A 17,505-nucleotide genomic window follows, 5' to 3' on the forward strand; every position below is an offset into this window, starting at 1 on the left:
GAAGGGGAGTGCTGTTGGCTTGGAAAATCGTTTTGCCAAAACGACTTGGCATTGACATTAGGACTGTCGAACGAGTTCTGTCAATGGCTTCCGCGAAAGATTTCAGGCCCCTTGACGCCAGAGGCGACTTGATCATAAAGTGAGCCGCGCCAGCCGACAAATCGTTTTGGCACATTTTGGCTGATTTGGCATTTTTTGGCAAACCTCCCAGCCCTGATCCGTTCCGGGCCGCAGGGCTGCCGGTCCGCCAAGTCACCATCGAGTTCAAAGGAGAACCATGAATCCAACTCCATCCCCATACCTCAGCCGAAGGAGCATCCTTCGGCTGATTCCAGCAGCGGCAGTTGCCGGCACCGCCGTCGTGCTGTCAGCAAAGGAAGCCATGGCGAAAGGCCCGGCGCAGCAGGTGCCTGCTACGGGAGGTGCCCAGGCAGCGCCAGGGCACCGGGGCATCATCGGTGTGCTCTAGAAGCCACGGCACCACCAGCACCACCGCAAGGCCACTCGAGCAGTACCCCCAACGATGTGAGGAGAAAACGCTGTGACCACTGTCTACGACGTCACCACCTGGTCTGTCCCCGGGAATCCGTCCGCAACGCCCTACAACGATATTGGGGTGATCATCAACAGCATCATCGCCGATGTGAAAGCCCAACAAAGCAATCAAGCATCCAAACCTGGCGCCGTCATCTACATCCCACCCGGAGACTACTCGCTCAAGACCCGCGTCAACGTGGACATCAGCTTTTTGACCATCCGTGGATCCGGGCACGGATTCACCTCCAGCAGCATCCGCTACAACGCCGGCAACACCTCCGCCTGGCATGAAATCAACCCCGGGGGCAGCCGGATCCGCGTGGAAAACACCGACGGAAATACAGACGCTTTCAGGGTCTACCGCACCGGAGACCCGCGGCTTAGCTCGATCGTGTTCCAGAACTTCTGCTTGGACGGCGTCTCTTTCAACTCCAACCAGAACTCCTACATCAACGGCAAAACCGGCATTCGGTTCGACTCGGCCAACGACTCCTGCCGTGTGGAAGGCATGGGCATGGTGTACCTGGAACACGGCCTGGTGGTCCGGGATACCGACGCCCTCAGCGTCAGCGGCAACTTCCTGGCAGAGTGCGGTTCCTGCGTGGAACTCACAGGCTCTGGGCAAGCCTCCAAAGTCACGGACAACCTGATCGGGGCAGGCTACGTGGGTTTCTCCATCTATGCAGAAGGACATATGGGCCTGCTGGTCAGTGCCAACAACGTCTTCCCGCGGGGAAAGAGCAGTGTCCACTTCAAGAACACCACCCGCTCCACTGTCACCAGTAACCGCTTCCATGCTTTCTACCCAGGCATGGTGAATTTCGAGGGCAATTGCACGGAGAACCTGGTGGGAGCAAACCATTTCCTGCGGCAGATGGAACCGTTCGACCCCCTGAAGCCGTACAACAATGGCCTGGATGACCTGTTCGGCCTGGTGCATCTGGCAGGCAGCGGGAACACGGTCACCGGCAACCACTTCAGTTACGACGTGCCCTCGGGTTCTGTGAGGCCCTCAGGCCAGAAGCCCACCATCATCCTGGTGGCATCCGGTGCCAACAACTACATCGCCGCGAACAACACCGTCTCTTCGGTGGCTGCGAACACCGTGGTGCTGGACGGTTCCACTACCGGGACCAAAGTGATGGACAGCGGCGGAGCCGGTGAATTTGTGCACTTCACAAGCTCTTACTCATTCCGGGCTACTCCCTGATCCAGCGCAGAGGAAGAAAAGGTCTGTCAATGATGACCAGACGTACTAAAGTTCCGGCAATCGCCAGAGTGATCGCCGCCGTCGTTCTTTCATTGGCCGCAGGATTGACTGCGGCACCGGCGCAGGCTGCCGATCCCGACCCCGCCACCCAGCAATACCGGCCCTACCTGCACTACACGCCTTTGAAGAATTGGATGAACGATCCCAACGGCTTGGTCTACCACAACGGCACCTACCACATCTACTACCAGTACAACCCCAACGGGACTACCTGGGGAAACATGAGCTGGGGCCACGCCACCTCGGCGGATCTGCTGCACTGGACCGAACAGCCACTCGCCATTGCCCAGACGTTCAACGGCAGCGGGCAGGCAACAGAAGACATTTTCTCCGGCTCCATCGTGGTGGATTCGCAGAACACCAGCGGATTCGGAACAGCCCAGAACCCGCCACTGGTTGCCGTCTATACCAGCAATTACACCGGCAACCATCCCCTGTACCCCGGGAAACAGGCGCAGTCCCTGGCCTACAGCACGGACAGCGGCCAAACCTGGACCAAGTACTCCGGAAATCCCGTGCTCAGCAGGAACACTACGGATTTCCGCGATCCCAAGGTCTTCTGGTACCAAGGGGCAGCGGGCTCGTACTGGGTGATGTCAGCCGTGGAAGCCAACGAGCACCGGGTCCTTTTCTACAAGAGCACCGACCTGAAAAACTGGACCTACCTGGATGACTTCAAACCAGCCAATGCCACAGGAGGGCAGTGGGAATGCCCGGACATGTTCCCCTTGGCCGTGGATGGCAATCCCAACAACATCAAATGGGTGCTGGCAGTCAACATCAACCCTGGAGCGGTGGCAGGCGGCAGCGGCGGCCAGTATTTCGTCGGAAGTTTTGACGGGACGCGCTTCACGTCAGAAACCACGGATCCCTTGGGCGTGGCACCACCGGGAAATCTGCTCGCCGGATTCAATGGCGGTAGTTACAGCGGGTGGAACGTGGGCAATGACCCCGCCAACCCCGGAGGTCCTTGGGGAAGCAGCCCCGCTCCCGGAGCGCTCCCAGGGCAGCAAACTGTCACGGGATCCATCGGCGCCGGGCTCGTGAACGGGTTCACCGGCGGGGATGCACCCACCGGCACCTTGGAATCTGCGCCCTTCACCGTCACCAAGGATTACATCAATTTCCTGGTCGGTGGCGGGAACCACCCCCGACAAGCTGGTGAACAGCCCGGGAACACGCCGCCGCCTGGCTACCTCCTATTCGATGGCTTCGACTACCCCGGGACCCTCAGTGCAGCAGGGTGGCAACTGACCGGCGATTTCGAGGCAGCCAGGAACCCCTCCACTGCGGGCGGTGAATACGCAATCGGAAAGCGCATCAATACCTTCGAGGGCGGCCCCAACGCCGATAACAACGTCGGCACCATCACCTCACCGGAGTTCTACCTCACCAACACCAACATTGGTTTTCTGCTGGGTGGGGGCAACCGGACAGACGGCAGCCTCCAGGTGGAACTGCTGGTGAGTGGAGTTCCGGTCCGCAGCACCACCGGCAGCAATTCGGGAGACCTGAACTGGAAAAACTGGGATGTCTCCCAGTACTACGGCCAAATCGCCCGCCTACGGATCGTGGACAACGCCGCGGGACAGTGGGGCCACCTGACGTTGGACAACATGGTCCTCGGCTCACAGCCAGCACAACCGCGAAGCAGTGAAACCACGGTCAACCTCATGGTCAACGGTCAGGCTGTCCGCAGCACCACGGGCTCCGATTCCGAACACCTGGGCTGGAAAGCCTGGGACGTGAGCGGCCTCAAAGGCAGCCAGGCCACCCTCCGGATTGTGGACAACAACCGTGGCGGGTGGGGTCACATCCTCGCCGACGAATTTGTGGCCTCGGATATCAACCGGCTGGAGCAACACGACTGGTTGGACTGGGGCAGGGACTACTACGCTGCGGTTTCCTTCAGCAACGCCCCTGACGGAAAACGGATCATGCTGGGCTGGATGAACAACTGGGATTACGGCCAGTCCACGCCAACAACCACCTGGCGGGGCTCCATGGCCCTGCCGCGGGAAGTCCAGCTCACGCAGACCGGCCAAGGTCCCCGGCTAACCCAAAAAGTGGTAGCGCAAGTGGACGGACTGAAAAACACGGCTGCCGCCTTTACCGCGCCGGCGCAGGACATCGCTCCAGGGACCAACAATCTTCCCATCACGGGGGACGTGGTCCAGATCGATGCGGAGTTCTCGCCGGGAACGGCCTCCGCCTTCGGGCTCAAGGTGCTGGGCAACGGCCCGGAGGCAACCAAAGTCGGCTACACCACGGCCTCGGGACGGGCGTTCATTGACAGGACCAACTCCGGAAACGAGGACTTCCATCCGTCCTTCGCGTCGATCGACGATGTCCCCGTCCAACTCATCAATGGCAGACTCCGCTTGCGGCTCTATGTGGACCGGGCATCCGTGGAGGTATTTGCGCAGGATGGCCTTGTGACTCTGACGGACCAGGTCTTTCCTTCAGAGGGTGCCAACTCGTTGTCCCTGTTCTCTGAGGGAGGGACGGCCCGGCTGGAAAGCCTTACCGTCACGCCCCTTACCAGGGCCATGTGGTAATCCCTGTTTAAAGGCACGACGGCGGCTGGTCACCTAGGTGACCAGCCGCCGTCGTGCTTCCCTGTCCTCTGACCGGACTCCTAGTCGGCTTTGACCGCCAGCACCGGGCAGTCCGCCTCCAGCAGGATCCGTTGGGAAACGCTGCCCATGATGAGCTTGCCTACGGGGCTGCGGCGGCGAAGGCCGATGACAATAAGGGCGGCGTCGTTTTCGTCGGCGGCGTCCAGGACTTCGGCAGCGGCATCGTGACCACGGATCGGCTGCTTGATGATGTGCTGGATGCCCTGTTCGGCCAGACGCTCCTCGATGCTCTGGATGTCCGGTTCCTGGGCGTACCGGTTGTCCACCAAGGCGTCGCCCTTGGACGAGTTGATAACCAGGAGGGTGTCGTTGCTCTTCTTGGCCTCGGCGATGGCCTGCGTCAGTGCTGCTTCGCCTTCTGGTGTGGGGACGTATCCCACCACGATGGTCATGGTTTCTCCTGTTTCTGGTGGGTCGGGGTGGTTGACTCGGTGGGAGCTGCCGTCTCCGGTTCTGCGGGAGTCGCCTGCCCGGACGGTCCTGCGGGAGCTACTGGACGGTTGCGGCGGATGAGCTTGAAGATGAATGGCCACACCAAGATGATTGCCACGATGATGTAGACCACGATTGCAATCGGTTCGCTGAAGAGGCCTGCGGGGTCGCCGGCGCTCAGCTGCAACGTCTTACGAAGCTGCCCTTCGATGCGCGGCCCGAGGATGACGCCCAGGATCAGCGGCAGGACCGGAAGCCCGAAGCGCCGCATCATGAAGCCAAGTGCGCCAAGTACCAGCAGGATCACAAGATCGAAGGCCTGCAGGTTGACCGAGTAGGCGCCCAAGGTGGCGAAGAACAGGATGCCTGCATAGAGGTAGGGGCGGGGAAGCTGCAGAAGCTTGGCCCAGACGGGTGCCAAGGGCAGGTTGATGAGCAGGAGCAGGAAGTTGCCAATGAAGAGGCTGGCGATCAATGCCCACACCAAGGGGCCTTGGCTGGAGAACAGCTGCGGGCCGGGTTGGATGCCGTAGGACGTGAACGCGGCGAGCATGACGGCGGCTGTTGCGTTGGTGGGGAGGCCGAGTGCGAGCAGCGGCGTCATGGTTCCGGCGGCGGCAGCATTGTTGGCCGCCTCGGGTCCTGCCACGCCTTCGATGGCGCCCTTGCCGAATTCTTCCGGGTGCTTGCTGAGCCGCTTCTCCGTGACGTAGGAGAGGAACGTGGGGATTTCCGCGCCGCCAGCCGGAAGCGCTCCGAAGGGGAAACCGAAAGCCGTGCCGCGAAGCCAGGGCTTCCAGGAACGTCCCCAGTCCTTCTTACCCATCCACGGACGGCCAACGGGAATGACATGGAAAGGAGTGCGGCGCAGGTGGGCAGCAACCCAGAGGGCTTCACCCACGGCGAAGATTGCGACGGCCACCACCACGATGTCCAGGCCGTCCACCAGCAAGGGCTGGCCGAAGGTCAGGCGGCGTTGGCCGGTCACCGAATCGATGCCCACCAGGCCAATGGCCAGGCCAAGGGCAAGCGACGCGAAACCGCGGAGCCTGGAAGAGCCCAGGACCGCGGTGACGGCCAGCAGGGCGAGGACCATGATGGCGAAGTAGCTCGGAGCGCCCAAACTCACGGCGAACTGCACCACAATGGGCGCGAAGACTGCCAGCAATGCGGTGCCGATGGTACCGGCGATGAACGAACCGATGGCCGCGGTGGCAAGCGCCTGCGCGGCCCTGCCCGCCTTGGCCATTTTGTTGCCTTCGATGGCCGTCACCACTGACGACGATTCACCCGGTGTATTCAGGAGGATGGAGGTGGTGGAACCGCCGAACATGCCGCCATAGTAGATGCCGGCGAACATGATGAAGGCGCTGGTGGGTTCCAAGGCTGCGGTCACCGGAAGCAGCAGTGCCACGGTCATGGCCGGGCCCAGCCCGGGAAGAACGCCGACGGCGGTACCCAGGAGCACGCCGATCACGGCGAACAAGAGGTTCATGGGGGTCAGGGCGGTGGCGAAACCGTCCATCAAGGAGGACCAGACGTCCATTAGAGGATTCCTTCCAGGAGCCCGGCAGGAAGGGCGATGCCCAAACCGAGGTAGAAGCCGTAGAAGGTCAGCAGTGACAATGCGACGGAGATGAGGCCGTCCCGGATGTAGCGGCGGCTGCCAAGTGCCAGCACGCTGCCCCAGAAGAGGACCGTTCCGGAGATAACCCACCCGGCCCAGTCGATGAGCAGGATGTTCAGGATGAAAGCTCCGGCCAGCGGGAGGACGGTCTTCCAATCGGCGGGGTGTGCCAGGTCAACGTCTTCGCCGCCTTCGGCTTCGCCCTTGCCGCCGCGGAGGACGTTGATGGCAAGGAGGATGGCGCAGATGATCAGCAGCCCGGAAACAATGAACGGAACAGTCTTCGGACCCACGGGGTCCGACTGGGAGTACGGGGTCACCAGGCCGTTCGCATCCAGGAAGACCAGGACGCCCACCGCGCCGAGCAGGAGGGCTACCCCCAGCTCGGCGCGGCCTTTAAGGCCTGTGGCTGTGGAGCTCACGCCAACCCGAGCTTGGTGAGGACATCCGCAACGCGCTTGTCCTGGTCCGTCAGGAAGGTCTGGAACTCGTCACCGGTGACAAAAGCGTCCGTCCAGCTGTGGGTCTTCAGGGCTTCCTTCCAACCGGCAGATTCGTGCATCTTCTCGAGGGCGGCGATCAAGGATTTCTTGTCGTCCTCGCTGATGCCCGGAGGGGCCACAATGCCGCGCCAGTTGGTGAAGACCAAGTCAATGTTGGACTCTTTCAACGTGGGAGCATCCACGCCCTCCAAACGGTTCTCGCCACTGGTGGCAAGGACGCGGATCTCGCCGGACTTGATCTGCTGCAGGTACTCGCCTGCGCCGGAAGCGGCGAAACCAAGCTTGTTGCCGAGGATGGCGGGCAAAAGGTCGCCACCGCCGTCGTACGACACAAAGTTGACCTTGGTAGCGTCGATGCCAACAGCGCCCGCCAACTGCATCGGCAGGAGGTGGTCCGGGCCGCCAGGCGAGGAGCCGCCGCCAACCGAGATGGAAGCCGGGTTGGCCTTCCAGGCCTTCACCAGATCATCAATGGTCTTGTACGGGGAGTCCTTGCCCACCATGATGGCGCCGGGTTCCTCGATCAGCTTTGCCAACGGGGTGGTCTCGGTCAGCTTCGACTCGGACTTGTTGGTGTAGCTGGCTCCCACAACGCCCAGGCCCATGAGCATGGTGAGGTCACCGTTGCCCTTTTCATTGACGATGCGGGCCAAGCCAACTGTTCCGCCGGCGCCGGCAAGGTTGAATACCTCGGTGTTGGTGGAGATCTTCTCGTCGTCCAGTACCTTGGCGGCTGCCCGGGCGGTGGTGTCGTAGCCGCCACCGGGCGTGTTGGGGACCATGATCTGGAGACCGGTGATGGGCCCCGCGGCAGCGCCGGAGCTTTCAGAACCTGTGGACTTACCTGTGGCACCGCAGCCGGTGGCCATCAGAGCGATGCCGGCGGCGACGGCGGCGACTCGCAATGCGCGGATCTGGCGCATGGTGTTCCTCTTCTCATCATTGAAAATACGGTGCAGGGCGATCAGCGTTATGCCCCGTTCCTTTGATGCTAGGCGTGTACGTGACGACGATCACTCTTGTGTTCGCAGTGATCTTTAAGTTCATTGCGTTCACGGTTTTTGGCCGTTTGATCTGGCCTTACGTACCGCTGGGGTATAGTTCCGGTACGCCACGGGGGAAGCTGCAATCCACCCTCCCGCTCACTGGCACCACCAAAGGAACCCAGCAGTGACTCGACTGTCTCGAAGAAGAGGAATGTCCCTGGCGGGGCAATACCTTGTGCTGCAGTTGCTCATTGTCCTGGCTGTTCTTGTGGCCGTCGTGGCCATTTCACTCGCCCAATCGGCCGCTGTTTTTGAACGGACCGAAGGTCGCCGGGCACTTTCCGCGGCCGAGGCTTTGGGCAACAACCCCACCGTGCGCGCGTTGCTGCCCACAGCCGAACCCCGCGCCGGTTCCGCCCTTCCCGCCGTGGCCGAATCCGTCCGCACCGTGTCGGGATCTTCCCACGTGGCCCTCGCCAAGCTGGACGGTACGGTGGTGGCCTCGTCCGATCCCAGCCTGGTAGGACAATCGCTGCCCCTCGGTGAAAGCAGGGTCATGGAGGGCCGGGCGTGGACCGGCGTCCTGCCGACCGGTGGAGGGGCCGTACTTTCCGCCCATGTCCCCGTCCTGGATGACGCCGGAATCATGATCGGCGTAGCTTCCGTCAGCAGGAACTACCCCTCCACCATCGAGCGCCTGGGCGATGCCGTGCCCAATCTCCTCACCTACCTGGGTGTTGCCAGCGTCCTGGGCGTCGCCGGATCCCTCCTGTTGTCACGCCGCGTCAAACGGCAAACCCTTGGCATGGAACCGCGGGAGATCACGGGACTGGTTGAAAACAGGGAAGCGATGCTGCAGGGCCTGAAGGAAGGGGTGGTGGCCCTGGATCCCCATGAGCGCATCACGGTGGCCAACCAGAGTGCCCGCCAACTCCTTGGACTGCCTCCGGATTGCGTCGGGAAGAAGCTGCGATCCCTCCACGTCGACCCGGCCTTGAAGATCGTCCTGACCCGTGAACAGTCCGACCCCGACCAGCTGGTGCTCGTGGGGGAGCGGCTGGTGGTCATGAACCGCGTGGCACTGCGCTCGCGCGGCCGCGACATCGGTTCGGTGACAACGCTGAGGGACCGGACCGAGTTGTCCTCTTTGGAGAGCGAACTCGGCGCCACCCGCACCGTCACTGACACCCTAAGAGCTCAAGCGCACGAGTTCGCCAACCAGCTCCACGTCATCTCCGGGCTCATCCAGATCGGCGAATACGACTCCGTGGTCCAGTTCGTCAACGGCGCCACCGTGGACCGCACCCGGCTCAATGACGACGTCACCAGCCGGATCGAGGACCCTGCGCTCGCCGCCCTCCTCATCGCCAAAGCCAGTCTTGCCACCGAACGGGGCGTGGAACTGCAACTGGATCCGGACTCTGCGCTGCCACGCGTCAAAGAGGAACTGTCGCGCGACCTCACCACCGTGGTGGGGAACCTGGTGGACAACGCGTTCGACGCCGTCACTGGCCGTGCCGGGGCTTCGGTCCGCGTGTTGGTGGTCAACTCGCCGGACGGTGTCACGGTTACCGTCCGGGACAACGGACCGGGTGTTCCCTCCGGCTCCGCGGAAGACATCTTTCGTCAGGGCTTTTCCACCAAGGACCCGGGGCCCGGTGATGCGAGGGGATTTGGCTTGGCGCTGTCGCGGGTGATCTGCCGGCGCTCCGGAGGAGACCTCACTGTGTCCAACGACAACGGAGCCGTGTTCACGGCGCGGTTCGGAAAGCACGAGCCAGATTCAAGCGAAGGGGCAGCGAAGCCGTGATCAAGGTACTGATTGTTGACGACGACTTCATGGTGGCCAAGGTGCACGCCGGATTCATTCAACGGACCCCAGGGTTCGGGGTGGTGGGCGTGGCGCATACGGGTGCCCAGGCCTTGGCGGAGACGCAAAGGCTCCAGCCCGACCTTGTGTTGTTGGACATCCATCTCCCCGACATCAATGGCTTGGACCTCATGCACCAGCTGCGGGACGTCGCTCCCGACCTGGACGTGCTGGTGATCAGCGCGGCCCGCGAAGTGGAGACCGTGCGGAAGGCCTTGCGTGGCGGGATTGTGCACTACCTCATCAAGCCGTTCTCCCAAGCTGACCTGCAGGAACGGCTGGAGCACTACCTCAGTGCTTACCAAGGGCTGGATGCTTCGAAACAGGAGGCCGAACAGTCAGACGTCAATCGGGTCTTTGGCCTGGGTGTTTCCGAGCGGACGCTGCCCAAAGGGTGCAGCGTGGAGACCCTCGAACTGGTTGAGTCCGCGCTGAAGTCGGCCCCGGGTGACCTTTCCGCTGCTGAGCTTGCCGAGCAACTGGGGACCTCACGCGTCAGCGCCCGCCGTTACCTTGAGTACCTCCACGACGAGGGGGCGCTGGACGTCCGACTCAAGTACGGCGTCGGACGTCCTGAAAGGCGATATGTGCTGAAGGGGCGGTGATACAGAGGGTGCGTGTTAATGCTGGTGGATATCCCGGCTGTGCTTATTCGTCAATGAGGCTGGCCTTGTAGGCGCTTTCGGAACTGGCTGGGGCTCACCCCCGCGTCTGACAGGAAACGACGGTTGAAGTTGGACAGATTGTTGAATCCCACCTCGTAGCAAATGTCCGAGATGGGCTTGTCGGTGCGTTCCAGGAGGCGGCGTGCGTGCGCCAGCCGCAGCTTGCGGACAAGGTCCGTGAAGTTTTGGCCCGTAGATCGTTTGAAGTACTTGGAGAAAGTGGGCTCGGCCATTCCCACCATGGCTGCTGCTTCTGACATGGAAATACTTCCGGCGTGGTTGCTGAAGACGTACTCCAGGACGATGTCCACTACTGCTTGGGCCTGACCGTCCAATTGCGGCCGGAACCATTCGTCGGCGAGGTGGGTGCGCTCGTGATCCGGCGCCTGGCAAAGGGTCGCGAACAAGGCCAGCAAATGGCGTAGGCGCACCAAGCCGGTGGAAGTGCCCATGGCTTCGATGGAAGATGCTGCCGCTTTGGCTGTGGTGCCGGTGAATTCGATTCCGCGTGCAGCCTGTTCCAGCAGCGGACGCACTTCGGCTAGTTCGGGGACCAGGGCAGCCGCCTGATCCAACCATTTTCCGTCGAACTGGATCACGGCGTCACGGTTGGCCAGCTTTTCCCCTGGTTCGAGATCACTGACCCAGTCGTGGGGGAGTCCGGACCCTACCAAGGTCACGTGGCCGGCCTCGAACGTACCGATGTGGTCGCCCACAATGAACTTCCCGTGGCCCTTTCGGATCAGGTGGATCTCGTATTCAGGGTGATAGTTCCAGCGCGCTACCGGACTGGGATAGTCATGTTGGTGCCAGCGGACCGAATGGTTCGGATCCTCCGGGATCACCTCGCGATTGGCGCGCATCCCCACCAGTCGTTGGGCCAGGCGGGCCGCAGCGTTGCCAGGAGGGGCGGAACTCATAGGGGCCTCCGGAGAAATCGGGAAAATAAGTATCAGTATGCGTCATCAATGACGCTAGTTGTGCCCCACCCCACACGCCTAGTCTTGAGGAACACAGCGAGGCGACCCGGATATCCGGTCGAATGCCCCGCCCAAGTCTTGTACTTCCACGCAGTGGTAGGAGTGCGGAGACTGCGCACCCCCATGAAGAACGAAGGAGTCCTCAATGCGCCCAAAAACACGTGCGGCAGCCCTTGCCGCCGGCGCCCTGTGCATCGCGCTGACCTCTACGGCCTGTGCCGGAGCGGGTGGAATAGGGACTGGTGACCAGAACAGCATCAGCGTCCTGATGGTCAACAACCCGCAGATGGAAGACCTGCAGAGGCTTACTGCGGACAACTTCACCAGAGAGACCGGCATTCGGGTGAACTACACGGTGCTGCCCGAGAATGACGTCCGGGCAAAGATCAGCCAGGAGTTCTCCAGCCAGGCCGGACAGTACGATGTGGCCACATTGTCCAACTATGAGATCCCGTTTTACTCGGCCAACGGCTGGCTGGCTCCGCTGGACAACGTAGCCGCGGACCCGGAGTTCAACCAGGCCGACATCCTTCCGGCGTATACCGCCTCCCTCACCGGGGACGACGGCAAGCTCTACGGGGAACCCTTCTATGGTGAATCGTCCTTCCTCATGTACCGCAAGGATGTTTTCGCGGCCAAGGGCCTGACCATGCCGGAGAAGCCAACCTGGGACGAAGTGGCAGAGCTCGCCGCCCAAGTGGACGGGGCAGAACCCGGGATGAAGGGGATCTGCCTCCGCGGCCAGCCCGGTTGGGGGCAGGTCTTCGCGCCGCTGACAACTGTGGTCAACACCTTTGGTGGTACGTGGTTCGACAAAGACTGGAACGCCAAGGTCACCTCGCCTGAGTTCACGGAAGCCACGGAGTTCTACGCCAAACTGGTCCGGGAGCACGGTCAGGCCGGTGCAGCCCAGTCAGGCTTCACGGAATGCCTGAATAACCTAACGCAAAGCAAAGTGGCCATGTGGTACGACGCAACTTCGGCCGCCGGCGCACTGGAGGCGGAGGCCTCCCCGGTGAAGGGCAAGATTGGCTATGCGCAGGCCCCGGTGAAGGAAACCTCATCATCGGGCTGGTTGTGGACGTGGTCTTGGGCCTTGCAGGCGGCGTCGAAGAAGAAGGACTCCGCGGAAGCGTTCATAGCCTGGGCAAGTTCAAAAGAATACGAAGAACTGGTGGCCTCCAAGCTCGGCTGGTCCAAGGTGCCTTCCGGTAAGCGCGTCTCCACGTACGAGAACCCGGAGTTCCAGGACGCGGCGCCGTTCTTCGAAGCCGAACGCTTTGCCATCGAGAATGCAGACCCTAAGAACCCTGGCCTCCAGGAACGTCCTGCGGTCGGCATCCAGTTTGTGGGCATCCCCGAGTTTGCCGCGCTTGGCACCAATGTCTCCCAAGGCGTCAGCTCTGCCATTGCCGGTCAAGGGAGTGTGGCCGAGGCACTGGCAAAAGGCCAGGAAGCCGCGCAAAAGGTCGGCGACAAGTACAAGAACAAGCAATAACCGAACCGCAGGAGAACATCATGACTACCGCAACGGCGCGCATCTCCCGCCCGGGACATGCCACAGCCAAACCATCACGAAACAAAGCACCGCGGGAACGCGTACTGGCCTGGGCGCGGCGTGCACCGCTGCTTCCAGCCCTGATCTTCCTCATCATCGTCACGCAGCTCCCGTTCGTGGTGACACTGATCATCTCGTTCCTGAACTGGAACAGCCTGAGCCCCGGCACCACGGGTTTCGCCGGCTTCGAGAACTACGTCACGGTCCTCACCGATCCCGACCTCCGCCAAGCAATCTTCACCACCATCCTCCTCACAGTTGCCGTGGTCCTGGCCAGCCTGGTCGTCGGCCTGGGCCTGGCCCTGCTGCTGGACAAGAAATTCATCGGACGCGGGCTGGCAAGGACGCTGCTGATTGCTCCGTTCCTTGTGGTGCCCGTGGCCGCTGCCCTGATCTGGAAGCACGCACTGCTCAATCCCACGTACGGATTGATCAACGGTGTCCTGACCGGGATCTGGTCCCTGTTCGGCAGCGACACTCCTCCGCAGCTGGACCTGCTGTCCCAAGCGCCGCTGATGGCGGTCATCATCTCGCTGGTGTGGCAGTGGACGCCGTTCATGATGCTCATCTTGCTCGCCGGTCTTCAGTCACGGCCCATGGACACCGTGGAAGCAGCCCAAATGGACGGTGCAACGCCGTGGGCCATATTCCGGCACCTGACCCTGCCCCATCTTCGCCAGTATCTGGAGCTTGGTGGTCTTCTCGGCGCGATCTATATCGTGCAGAACTTCGACGCAGTCTTCACCCTCACAGCGGGCGGACTCGGCACAGCCAATCTGCCCTACGCGATCTACCAGACGTTCTATTTCGCCAACGAATACGGGCTTGCCTCCGCGGCCGGCGTTGTGGTTGTCATTGGCACCATCCTTGTGGCGACCTTCGCCCTCCGCACCGTTTTCTCGCTATTCAAGAAGGAGGCAGCACGATGAGCACACTCAGTCCTGCCGCAGCCCGCATCACGCCTGAAAAATCCAGCACGCCAGCCGGCATCCGTCGTCGCGGCAAGTCCCGGATGGACCCCACCCGCAACAACACAGCCGCCGGAATCGCAGCCTGGCTGCTGGCACTGCTTTTTGCCACACCGGTCCTGTGGATGATCCTGACCTCCTTCCACTCCGAAACCGATGCCGCAACCAACCCGCCCTCCATCGCGGCGCACCTCACCCTGGACGCCTACAAGGAGTTCTTCGGGGAAGCATCCGGTGTCAGCCCGTGGCCATCATTGATCAACTCCGCTACCGCTTCCATCCTGTCAACGGTCCTCGTCCTCATCCTTGCCATTCCGGCCGCTTATGCGCTGTCCATCAAGCCAGTGAAGAAGTGGACCGACGTCATGTTCTTCTTCCTGTCCACCAAGATGATGCCCGTCGTGGCAGCGATCCTTCCGTTGTACCTCTTCGCAAGGACCGTAGGCGCTCTGGACAACATTTGGTTCCTCATCCTGATGTACACCTCCATGAATCTCCCCATCGCGGTATGGATGATGCGCTCCTTCCTCGCCGAGGTTCCAGTGGAAATGCTGGAAGCAGCGCAGATCGACGGAGCCAACCTCATCGTCACGCTCCGCAAAGTCATTGCACCCGTAGCAATGCCCGGGATCGCGGCGACAGCGCTGATCTGCTTCATCTTCAGTTGGAACGAACTGCTGTTGGCGCGGGTACTCACTGGAGTCGTCGCCGGAACCGCACCTGTTTTCCTGACCGGTTTCGTCTCAGGCCAAGGTCTCTTCCTCGCCAAGGTCTGCGCCGCCGCCGTCGTCATTTCGCTCCCCGTACTGTTCGCCGGCTTCGCCGCCCAGGACAAGCTTGTCCAAGGTCTCTCGCTCGGCGCGGTTAAGTAACCAACTCCAAAGGATTCCGATCATGACTACCTCAACCACCCGAACCCCTCTGCTCGGCCCGCCTGAACTGCCAGCCACCATGCGCGCCGCCATCCTGCAACGGCAGGGGGAGATGAGAATGGCGACGGTCCCCATACCGCACCTCGAAGCCGACCAGGTCCTGGTGCAGGTTTCCGCTGTCGGAGTTTGCGGAAGCGATGTTCACTACTACGAGCATGGCCGGATCGGCGATTACGTGGTGGACCACCCTCTGATCCTCGGCCACGAACTCGCGGGACGGATTGCCGCCGTCGGAAGTTCTGTGGACCCCGCTCGCATCGGTGCGAGGGTCGCCGTCGAGCCCCAACGCCCTTGCCGGACCTGCAAGCAGTGCAAGGGCGGACGCTACAACCTCTGCCCGGAGATGAAGTTTTACGCGACGCCGCCCGTGGACGGGGCATTTGTCGAATACGTCACCATTCAAAGCGACTTCGCGTACGACATCCCGGACAATGTCAGCGACGAGGCCGCAGCCCTGATCGAACCTCTCTCGGTAGGACTCTGGGCGTGCGAGCGTGCAAAAATCAAGCCTGGCAGCCGGGTCTTGATCGCCGGGGCAGGCCCCATCGGCATTATCGCCGCGCAAGCCGCACGGGCCTTCGGTGCAAGCGAAATTTACATCACGGACATCGCCGGGGACCGCCTCGCTTTTGCCTTGGAACACGGTGCGACGCACGCGTTGAACGCGAAGACGGACAGCGTGGAAGGGCTCGACGTCGATGCCTTCATTGACGCTTCGGGCGCACCGCAGGCGGTCCGTTCCGGGATCAGGGCCGTGGGGCCTGCGGGCCGGGTGATCCTGGTGGGACTCGGAGCGGATGAGGTCGAACTGCCCGTTTCCTTCATCCAGAACCGGGAGATCTGGCTCTCCGGTGTCTTCCGCTACACCAACACCTGGCCCCTTGCCATCCAACTGCTCGCGGACGGCAAAGTGGATTTAGACATCCTGGTCACGGGCAAGTTCTCCCTCGCTGAGTCTGAGGCGGCACTCAAAGCCGGTAAGCAGCCCGGCCAGCTCAAGGCCGTGGTGTACCCGGGACGATGAACCTGTGGAGCATCCGCTCCTAAGCCCCCACCGTCTTCAAGTAGCTCCGGATTCCGTCCACCACCATCTGGTGGTCCTCGTCCGAAGACAACCCGGACACCGTAATCGCGCCGATGACGCCGGCGCCTCGGACACGGATGGGGAAAGAACCGCCGTCCAACGTGTAGTCCTCCGGTGCCAGCCACCCGCCGCCAAGGGGGTTGCGTTCGGCAAACTGTTCACCCAACAACGCGGTGCTGTGCTCAAACCGCAGCACGGCAGCAGACTTGCGTCGGATCCACTCTTCCTGGTCGGCGGTGGTACCGGGCAGGACACAGCGGAAGAGGACGAGGTTGTGCCGACGGATGTCGATTGCAACGCCAAGATCGGAAGCGATGGCATGGTTGGCGATCAGCGACCCGAGCCGCCATGCGTCGTGGTGGTCGAACGAAGCGAAGACCAGCTCATCTTCCTGCTGGCGGAGTTCAGCGAGGCGCGGTGAATCAGTCATTAGTTGTTCCTTCCAGAACGGAATCGGACTCGTAGCGAAGCCCGATCTGCTTCCGGATTTCGTCCATGGCGGCCATGATGGCCACGGTCTCGGCTGGCGGCAAGATGGTCCCGGCAGTCTCGCCGGCGCGGATCAGGCGTTCGAGTTCTGCTGCCTGGTACTGCATGCCCCGGCTGTCCACGGGGTGGTCGTAGCGCTCCACGACAGTGCCATCCACGGCATGAACAGTGAACGGAACCGGGTTGTACCAGGTGTGCTCGATGTCGATCCACCCTTCGCTGCCGATGACCATGGCACGGTTGGCGCTGGCGGCGTCGAGTTCGCAATCCACCATCGCCTGGGCACCACTGGCGTATTCGAAGATCGCTGCCGTTTGGCGGTCGACGCCCGTTGCCGACATGGAGGCACTTGCCTTAATTGACGCAGGCGTGCCCAGGATGTCGAACGCGAAGGAGATCGGGTAAATGCCCAGGTCCAGGAGCGCTCCGCCGCCCAGTGCGGGATCGTTCAGCCGGTGGGCTGGATCCTTGGGGAGGCTTTGGTTGTGGCTGGCCACCACCTTGCGTACCTCACCGATAGTGCCTGCAGCGATGATGTCGCGCAGACGGATCATGTGCGGCAGGAACCGCGTCCACATGGCCTCCAAGGCAACGAGCCCCTTGGATTCCGCGAGGTCAACAATGTCCTGCGCCTCGCGGGCGTTCATGGTGAACGCCTTCTCCACCAGGACATGCTTTCCAGCGTTGAGTGCCAGCAGGGCATTCGCGTGGTGGAAAGGGTGTGGCGTGGCCACATAGACCACGTCAACCAACGGGTCCGCTACCAGATCCTCATAACTGCCGTGCGCAGTGGCCACGCCGTACTCCTCAGCGAACGACTCACTCGATTCCAACGAGCGCGATCCCACGGCTTGCACCGTGAAACCATTCTCCTTCAAGTCCTTGGTCTGGAGCCCTGCGATGAATCCTGTGCCGAGGATTCCCCAGCGGATTGTTCCATCGGAGGTGCCGTTGCTGAGGGTCAC

Annotated in this window: 16 protein-coding genes; 9 read left to right on the forward strand and 7 right to left on the reverse strand. The window is 61.9% G+C overall.

Features of this window, described 5'->3' with window-relative positions; all coding sequences use genetic code 11:
• Positions 1-277: 277 nt before the first annotated feature.
• The 3 genes from QEH68_RS03760 to QEH68_RS03770 all read left to right on the forward strand — a co-directional run bounded on the left by QEH68_RS03760 (position 278) and on the right by QEH68_RS03770 (position 4,365).
• Positions 278-469, forward strand: a complete 192-nt coding sequence (locus QEH68_RS03760) for a hypothetical protein (RefSeq protein ID WP_280626588.1) — start codon at positions 278-280, stop codon at positions 467-469.
• A gap of 72 nt (positions 470-541) precedes the next feature.
• Positions 542-1,747 (forward strand): NosD domain-containing protein, encoded by a 1,206-nt coding sequence (locus QEH68_RS03765; protein WP_089593656.1) that lies wholly within the window; start codon positions 542-544, stop codon positions 1,745-1,747.
• A gap of 32 nt (positions 1,748-1,779) precedes the next feature.
• Positions 1,780-4,365, forward strand: a complete 2,586-nt coding sequence (locus QEH68_RS03770; RefSeq protein ID WP_280626591.1) for a GH32 C-terminal domain-containing protein — start codon at positions 1,780-1,782, stop codon at positions 4,363-4,365.
• Between the two features lie 80 nt (positions 4,366-4,445).
• On the opposite strand, the gene QEH68_RS03775 is transcribed toward QEH68_RS03770, so the two are convergent.
• From QEH68_RS03775 to QEH68_RS03790, 4 genes are read right to left on the reverse strand one after another with little or no spacing between them, the layout of a single operon-like run.
• Positions 4,446-4,838 (reverse strand): universal stress protein, encoded by a 393-nt coding sequence (locus tag QEH68_RS03775; protein ID WP_207596209.1) that lies wholly within the window; start codon positions 4,836-4,838, stop codon positions 4,446-4,448.
• Positions 4,835-6,424 carry a tripartite tricarboxylate transporter permease gene (locus QEH68_RS03780; RefSeq protein WP_280626594.1) on the reverse strand — a complete coding sequence of 530 codons (1,590 nt, stop codon included), beginning with the start codon at positions 6,422-6,424 and terminating at the stop codon, positions 4,835-4,837. Before QEH68_RS03780 ends, QEH68_RS03775 begins: the two co-directional genes overlap by 4 nt.
• Positions 6,424-6,927, reverse strand: a complete 504-nt coding sequence (locus QEH68_RS03785; RefSeq protein WP_207596211.1) for a tripartite tricarboxylate transporter TctB family protein — start codon at positions 6,925-6,927, stop codon at positions 6,424-6,426. Before QEH68_RS03785 ends, QEH68_RS03780 begins: the two co-directional genes overlap by 1 nt.
• On the reverse strand, positions 6,924-7,931 hold the full coding sequence (locus QEH68_RS03790; protein WP_089593660.1) for a tripartite tricarboxylate transporter substrate-binding protein: 1,008 nt from the start codon (positions 7,929-7,931) through the stop codon (positions 6,924-6,926). The genes QEH68_RS03785 and QEH68_RS03790 overlap by 4 nt, the downstream gene beginning before the upstream one ends.
• 274 nt (positions 7,932-8,205) lie before the next feature.
• Between QEH68_RS03790 and QEH68_RS03795 the strand changes: the two genes are divergently transcribed.
• A complete protein-coding gene (locus tag QEH68_RS03795; protein WP_280627966.1) occupies positions 8,206-9,804 on the forward strand; it encodes a sensor histidine kinase in 1,599 nt (532 codons plus the stop codon).
• Positions 9,801-10,469 (forward strand): response regulator, encoded by a 669-nt coding sequence (locus tag QEH68_RS03800; RefSeq protein WP_207596212.1) that lies wholly within the window; start codon positions 9,801-9,803, stop codon positions 10,467-10,469. The genes QEH68_RS03795 and QEH68_RS03800 overlap by 4 nt, the downstream gene beginning before the upstream one ends.
• Positions 10,470-10,519: 50 nt before the next feature.
• Here the strand turns inward: QEH68_RS03800 and QEH68_RS03805 are convergent, their stop codons facing one another.
• Positions 10,520-11,449, reverse strand: a complete 930-nt coding sequence (locus tag QEH68_RS03805) for an AraC family transcriptional regulator (protein WP_280626603.1) — start codon at positions 11,447-11,449, stop codon at positions 10,520-10,522.
• 205 nt (positions 11,450-11,654) lie between these two features.
• Between QEH68_RS03805 and QEH68_RS03810 the strand changes: the two genes are divergently transcribed.
• The 4 genes from QEH68_RS03810 to QEH68_RS03825 are packed head-to-tail and all read left to right on the forward strand — an operon-like array spanning position 11,655 to position 15,991.
• Positions 11,655-13,007: a sugar ABC transporter substrate-binding protein gene (locus QEH68_RS03810; protein ID WP_280626606.1), complete on the forward strand. Its 1,353-nt coding sequence runs from the start codon at positions 11,655-11,657 to the stop codon at positions 13,005-13,007.
• Between the two features lie 20 nt (positions 13,008-13,027).
• Positions 13,028-13,996 (forward strand): sugar ABC transporter permease, encoded by a 969-nt coding sequence (locus tag QEH68_RS03815; RefSeq protein ID WP_280626608.1) that lies wholly within the window; start codon positions 13,028-13,030, stop codon positions 13,994-13,996.
• Positions 13,993-14,907: a carbohydrate ABC transporter permease gene (locus tag QEH68_RS03820; protein WP_280626610.1), complete on the forward strand. Its 915-nt coding sequence runs from the start codon at positions 13,993-13,995 to the stop codon at positions 14,905-14,907. Before QEH68_RS03815 ends, QEH68_RS03820 begins: the two co-directional genes overlap by 4 nt.
• Positions 14,908-14,929: 22 nt before the next feature.
• Positions 14,930-15,991, forward strand: coding sequence for an NAD(P)-dependent alcohol dehydrogenase (locus QEH68_RS03825; RefSeq protein ID WP_280626612.1), 1,062 nt, complete (start codon positions 14,930-14,932; stop codon positions 15,989-15,991).
• Positions 15,992-16,010: 19 nt separating this feature from the next.
• Here the strand turns inward: QEH68_RS03825 and QEH68_RS03830 are convergent, their stop codons facing one another.
• Both QEH68_RS03830 and QEH68_RS03835 read right to left on the reverse strand, forming a co-directional pair.
• Entirely contained in the window at positions 16,011-16,481 is a 471-nt protein-coding gene (locus tag QEH68_RS03830) for a heme-degrading domain-containing protein (protein WP_280626614.1), read from the reverse strand.
• Entirely contained in the window at positions 16,474-17,505 is a 1,032-nt protein-coding gene (locus tag QEH68_RS03835; RefSeq protein ID WP_280626616.1) for a Gfo/Idh/MocA family oxidoreductase, read from the reverse strand. Before QEH68_RS03835 ends, QEH68_RS03830 begins: the two co-directional genes overlap by 8 nt.

The organism is Paenarthrobacter sp. OM7, from assembly GCF_029873575.1.
In the GTDB taxonomy this organism is placed as follows: domain Bacteria; phylum Actinomycetota; class Actinomycetes; order Actinomycetales; family Micrococcaceae; genus Arthrobacter.

Coding starts and splice junctions, on each gene's coding strand:
- QEH68_RS03760 (WP_280626588.1), top strand. CDS start 278: ATGAATCCAACTCCATCCCCATACCTCAGCCGAAGGAGCATCCTTCGG.
- QEH68_RS03770 (WP_280626591.1), top strand. CDS start 1,780: ATGACCAGACGTACTAAAGTTCCGGCAATCGCCAGAGTGATCGCCGCC.
- QEH68_RS03775 (WP_207596209.1), bottom strand. CDS start 4,838: ATGACCATCGTGGTGGGATACGTCCCCACACCAGAAGGCGAAGCAGCA.
- QEH68_RS03780 (WP_280626594.1), bottom strand. CDS start 6,424: ATGGACGTCTGGTCCTCCTTGATGGACGGTTTCGCCACCGCCCTGACC.
- QEH68_RS03790 (WP_089593660.1), bottom strand. CDS start 7,931: ATGCGCCAGATCCGCGCATTGCGAGTCGCCGCCGTCGCCGCCGGCATC.
- QEH68_RS03795 (WP_280627966.1), top strand. CDS start 8,206: ATGTCCCTGGCGGGGCAATACCTTGTGCTGCAGTTGCTCATTGTCCTG.
- QEH68_RS03805 (WP_280626603.1), bottom strand. CDS start 11,449: ATGAGTTCCGCCCCTCCTGGCAACGCTGCGGCCCGCCTGGCCCAACGA.
- QEH68_RS03810 (WP_280626606.1), top strand. CDS start 11,655: ATGCGCCCAAAAACACGTGCGGCAGCCCTTGCCGCCGGCGCCCTGTGC.
- QEH68_RS03815 (WP_280626608.1), top strand. CDS start 13,028: ATGACTACCGCAACGGCGCGCATCTCCCGCCCGGGACATGCCACAGCC.
- QEH68_RS03820 (WP_280626610.1), top strand. CDS start 13,993: ATGAGCACACTCAGTCCTGCCGCAGCCCGCATCACGCCTGAAAAATCC.
- QEH68_RS03825 (WP_280626612.1), top strand. CDS start 14,930: ATGACTACCTCAACCACCCGAACCCCTCTGCTCGGCCCGCCTGAACTG.
- QEH68_RS03830 (WP_280626614.1), bottom strand. CDS start 16,481: ATGACTGATTCACCGCGCCTCGCTGAACTCCGCCAGCAGGAAGATGAG.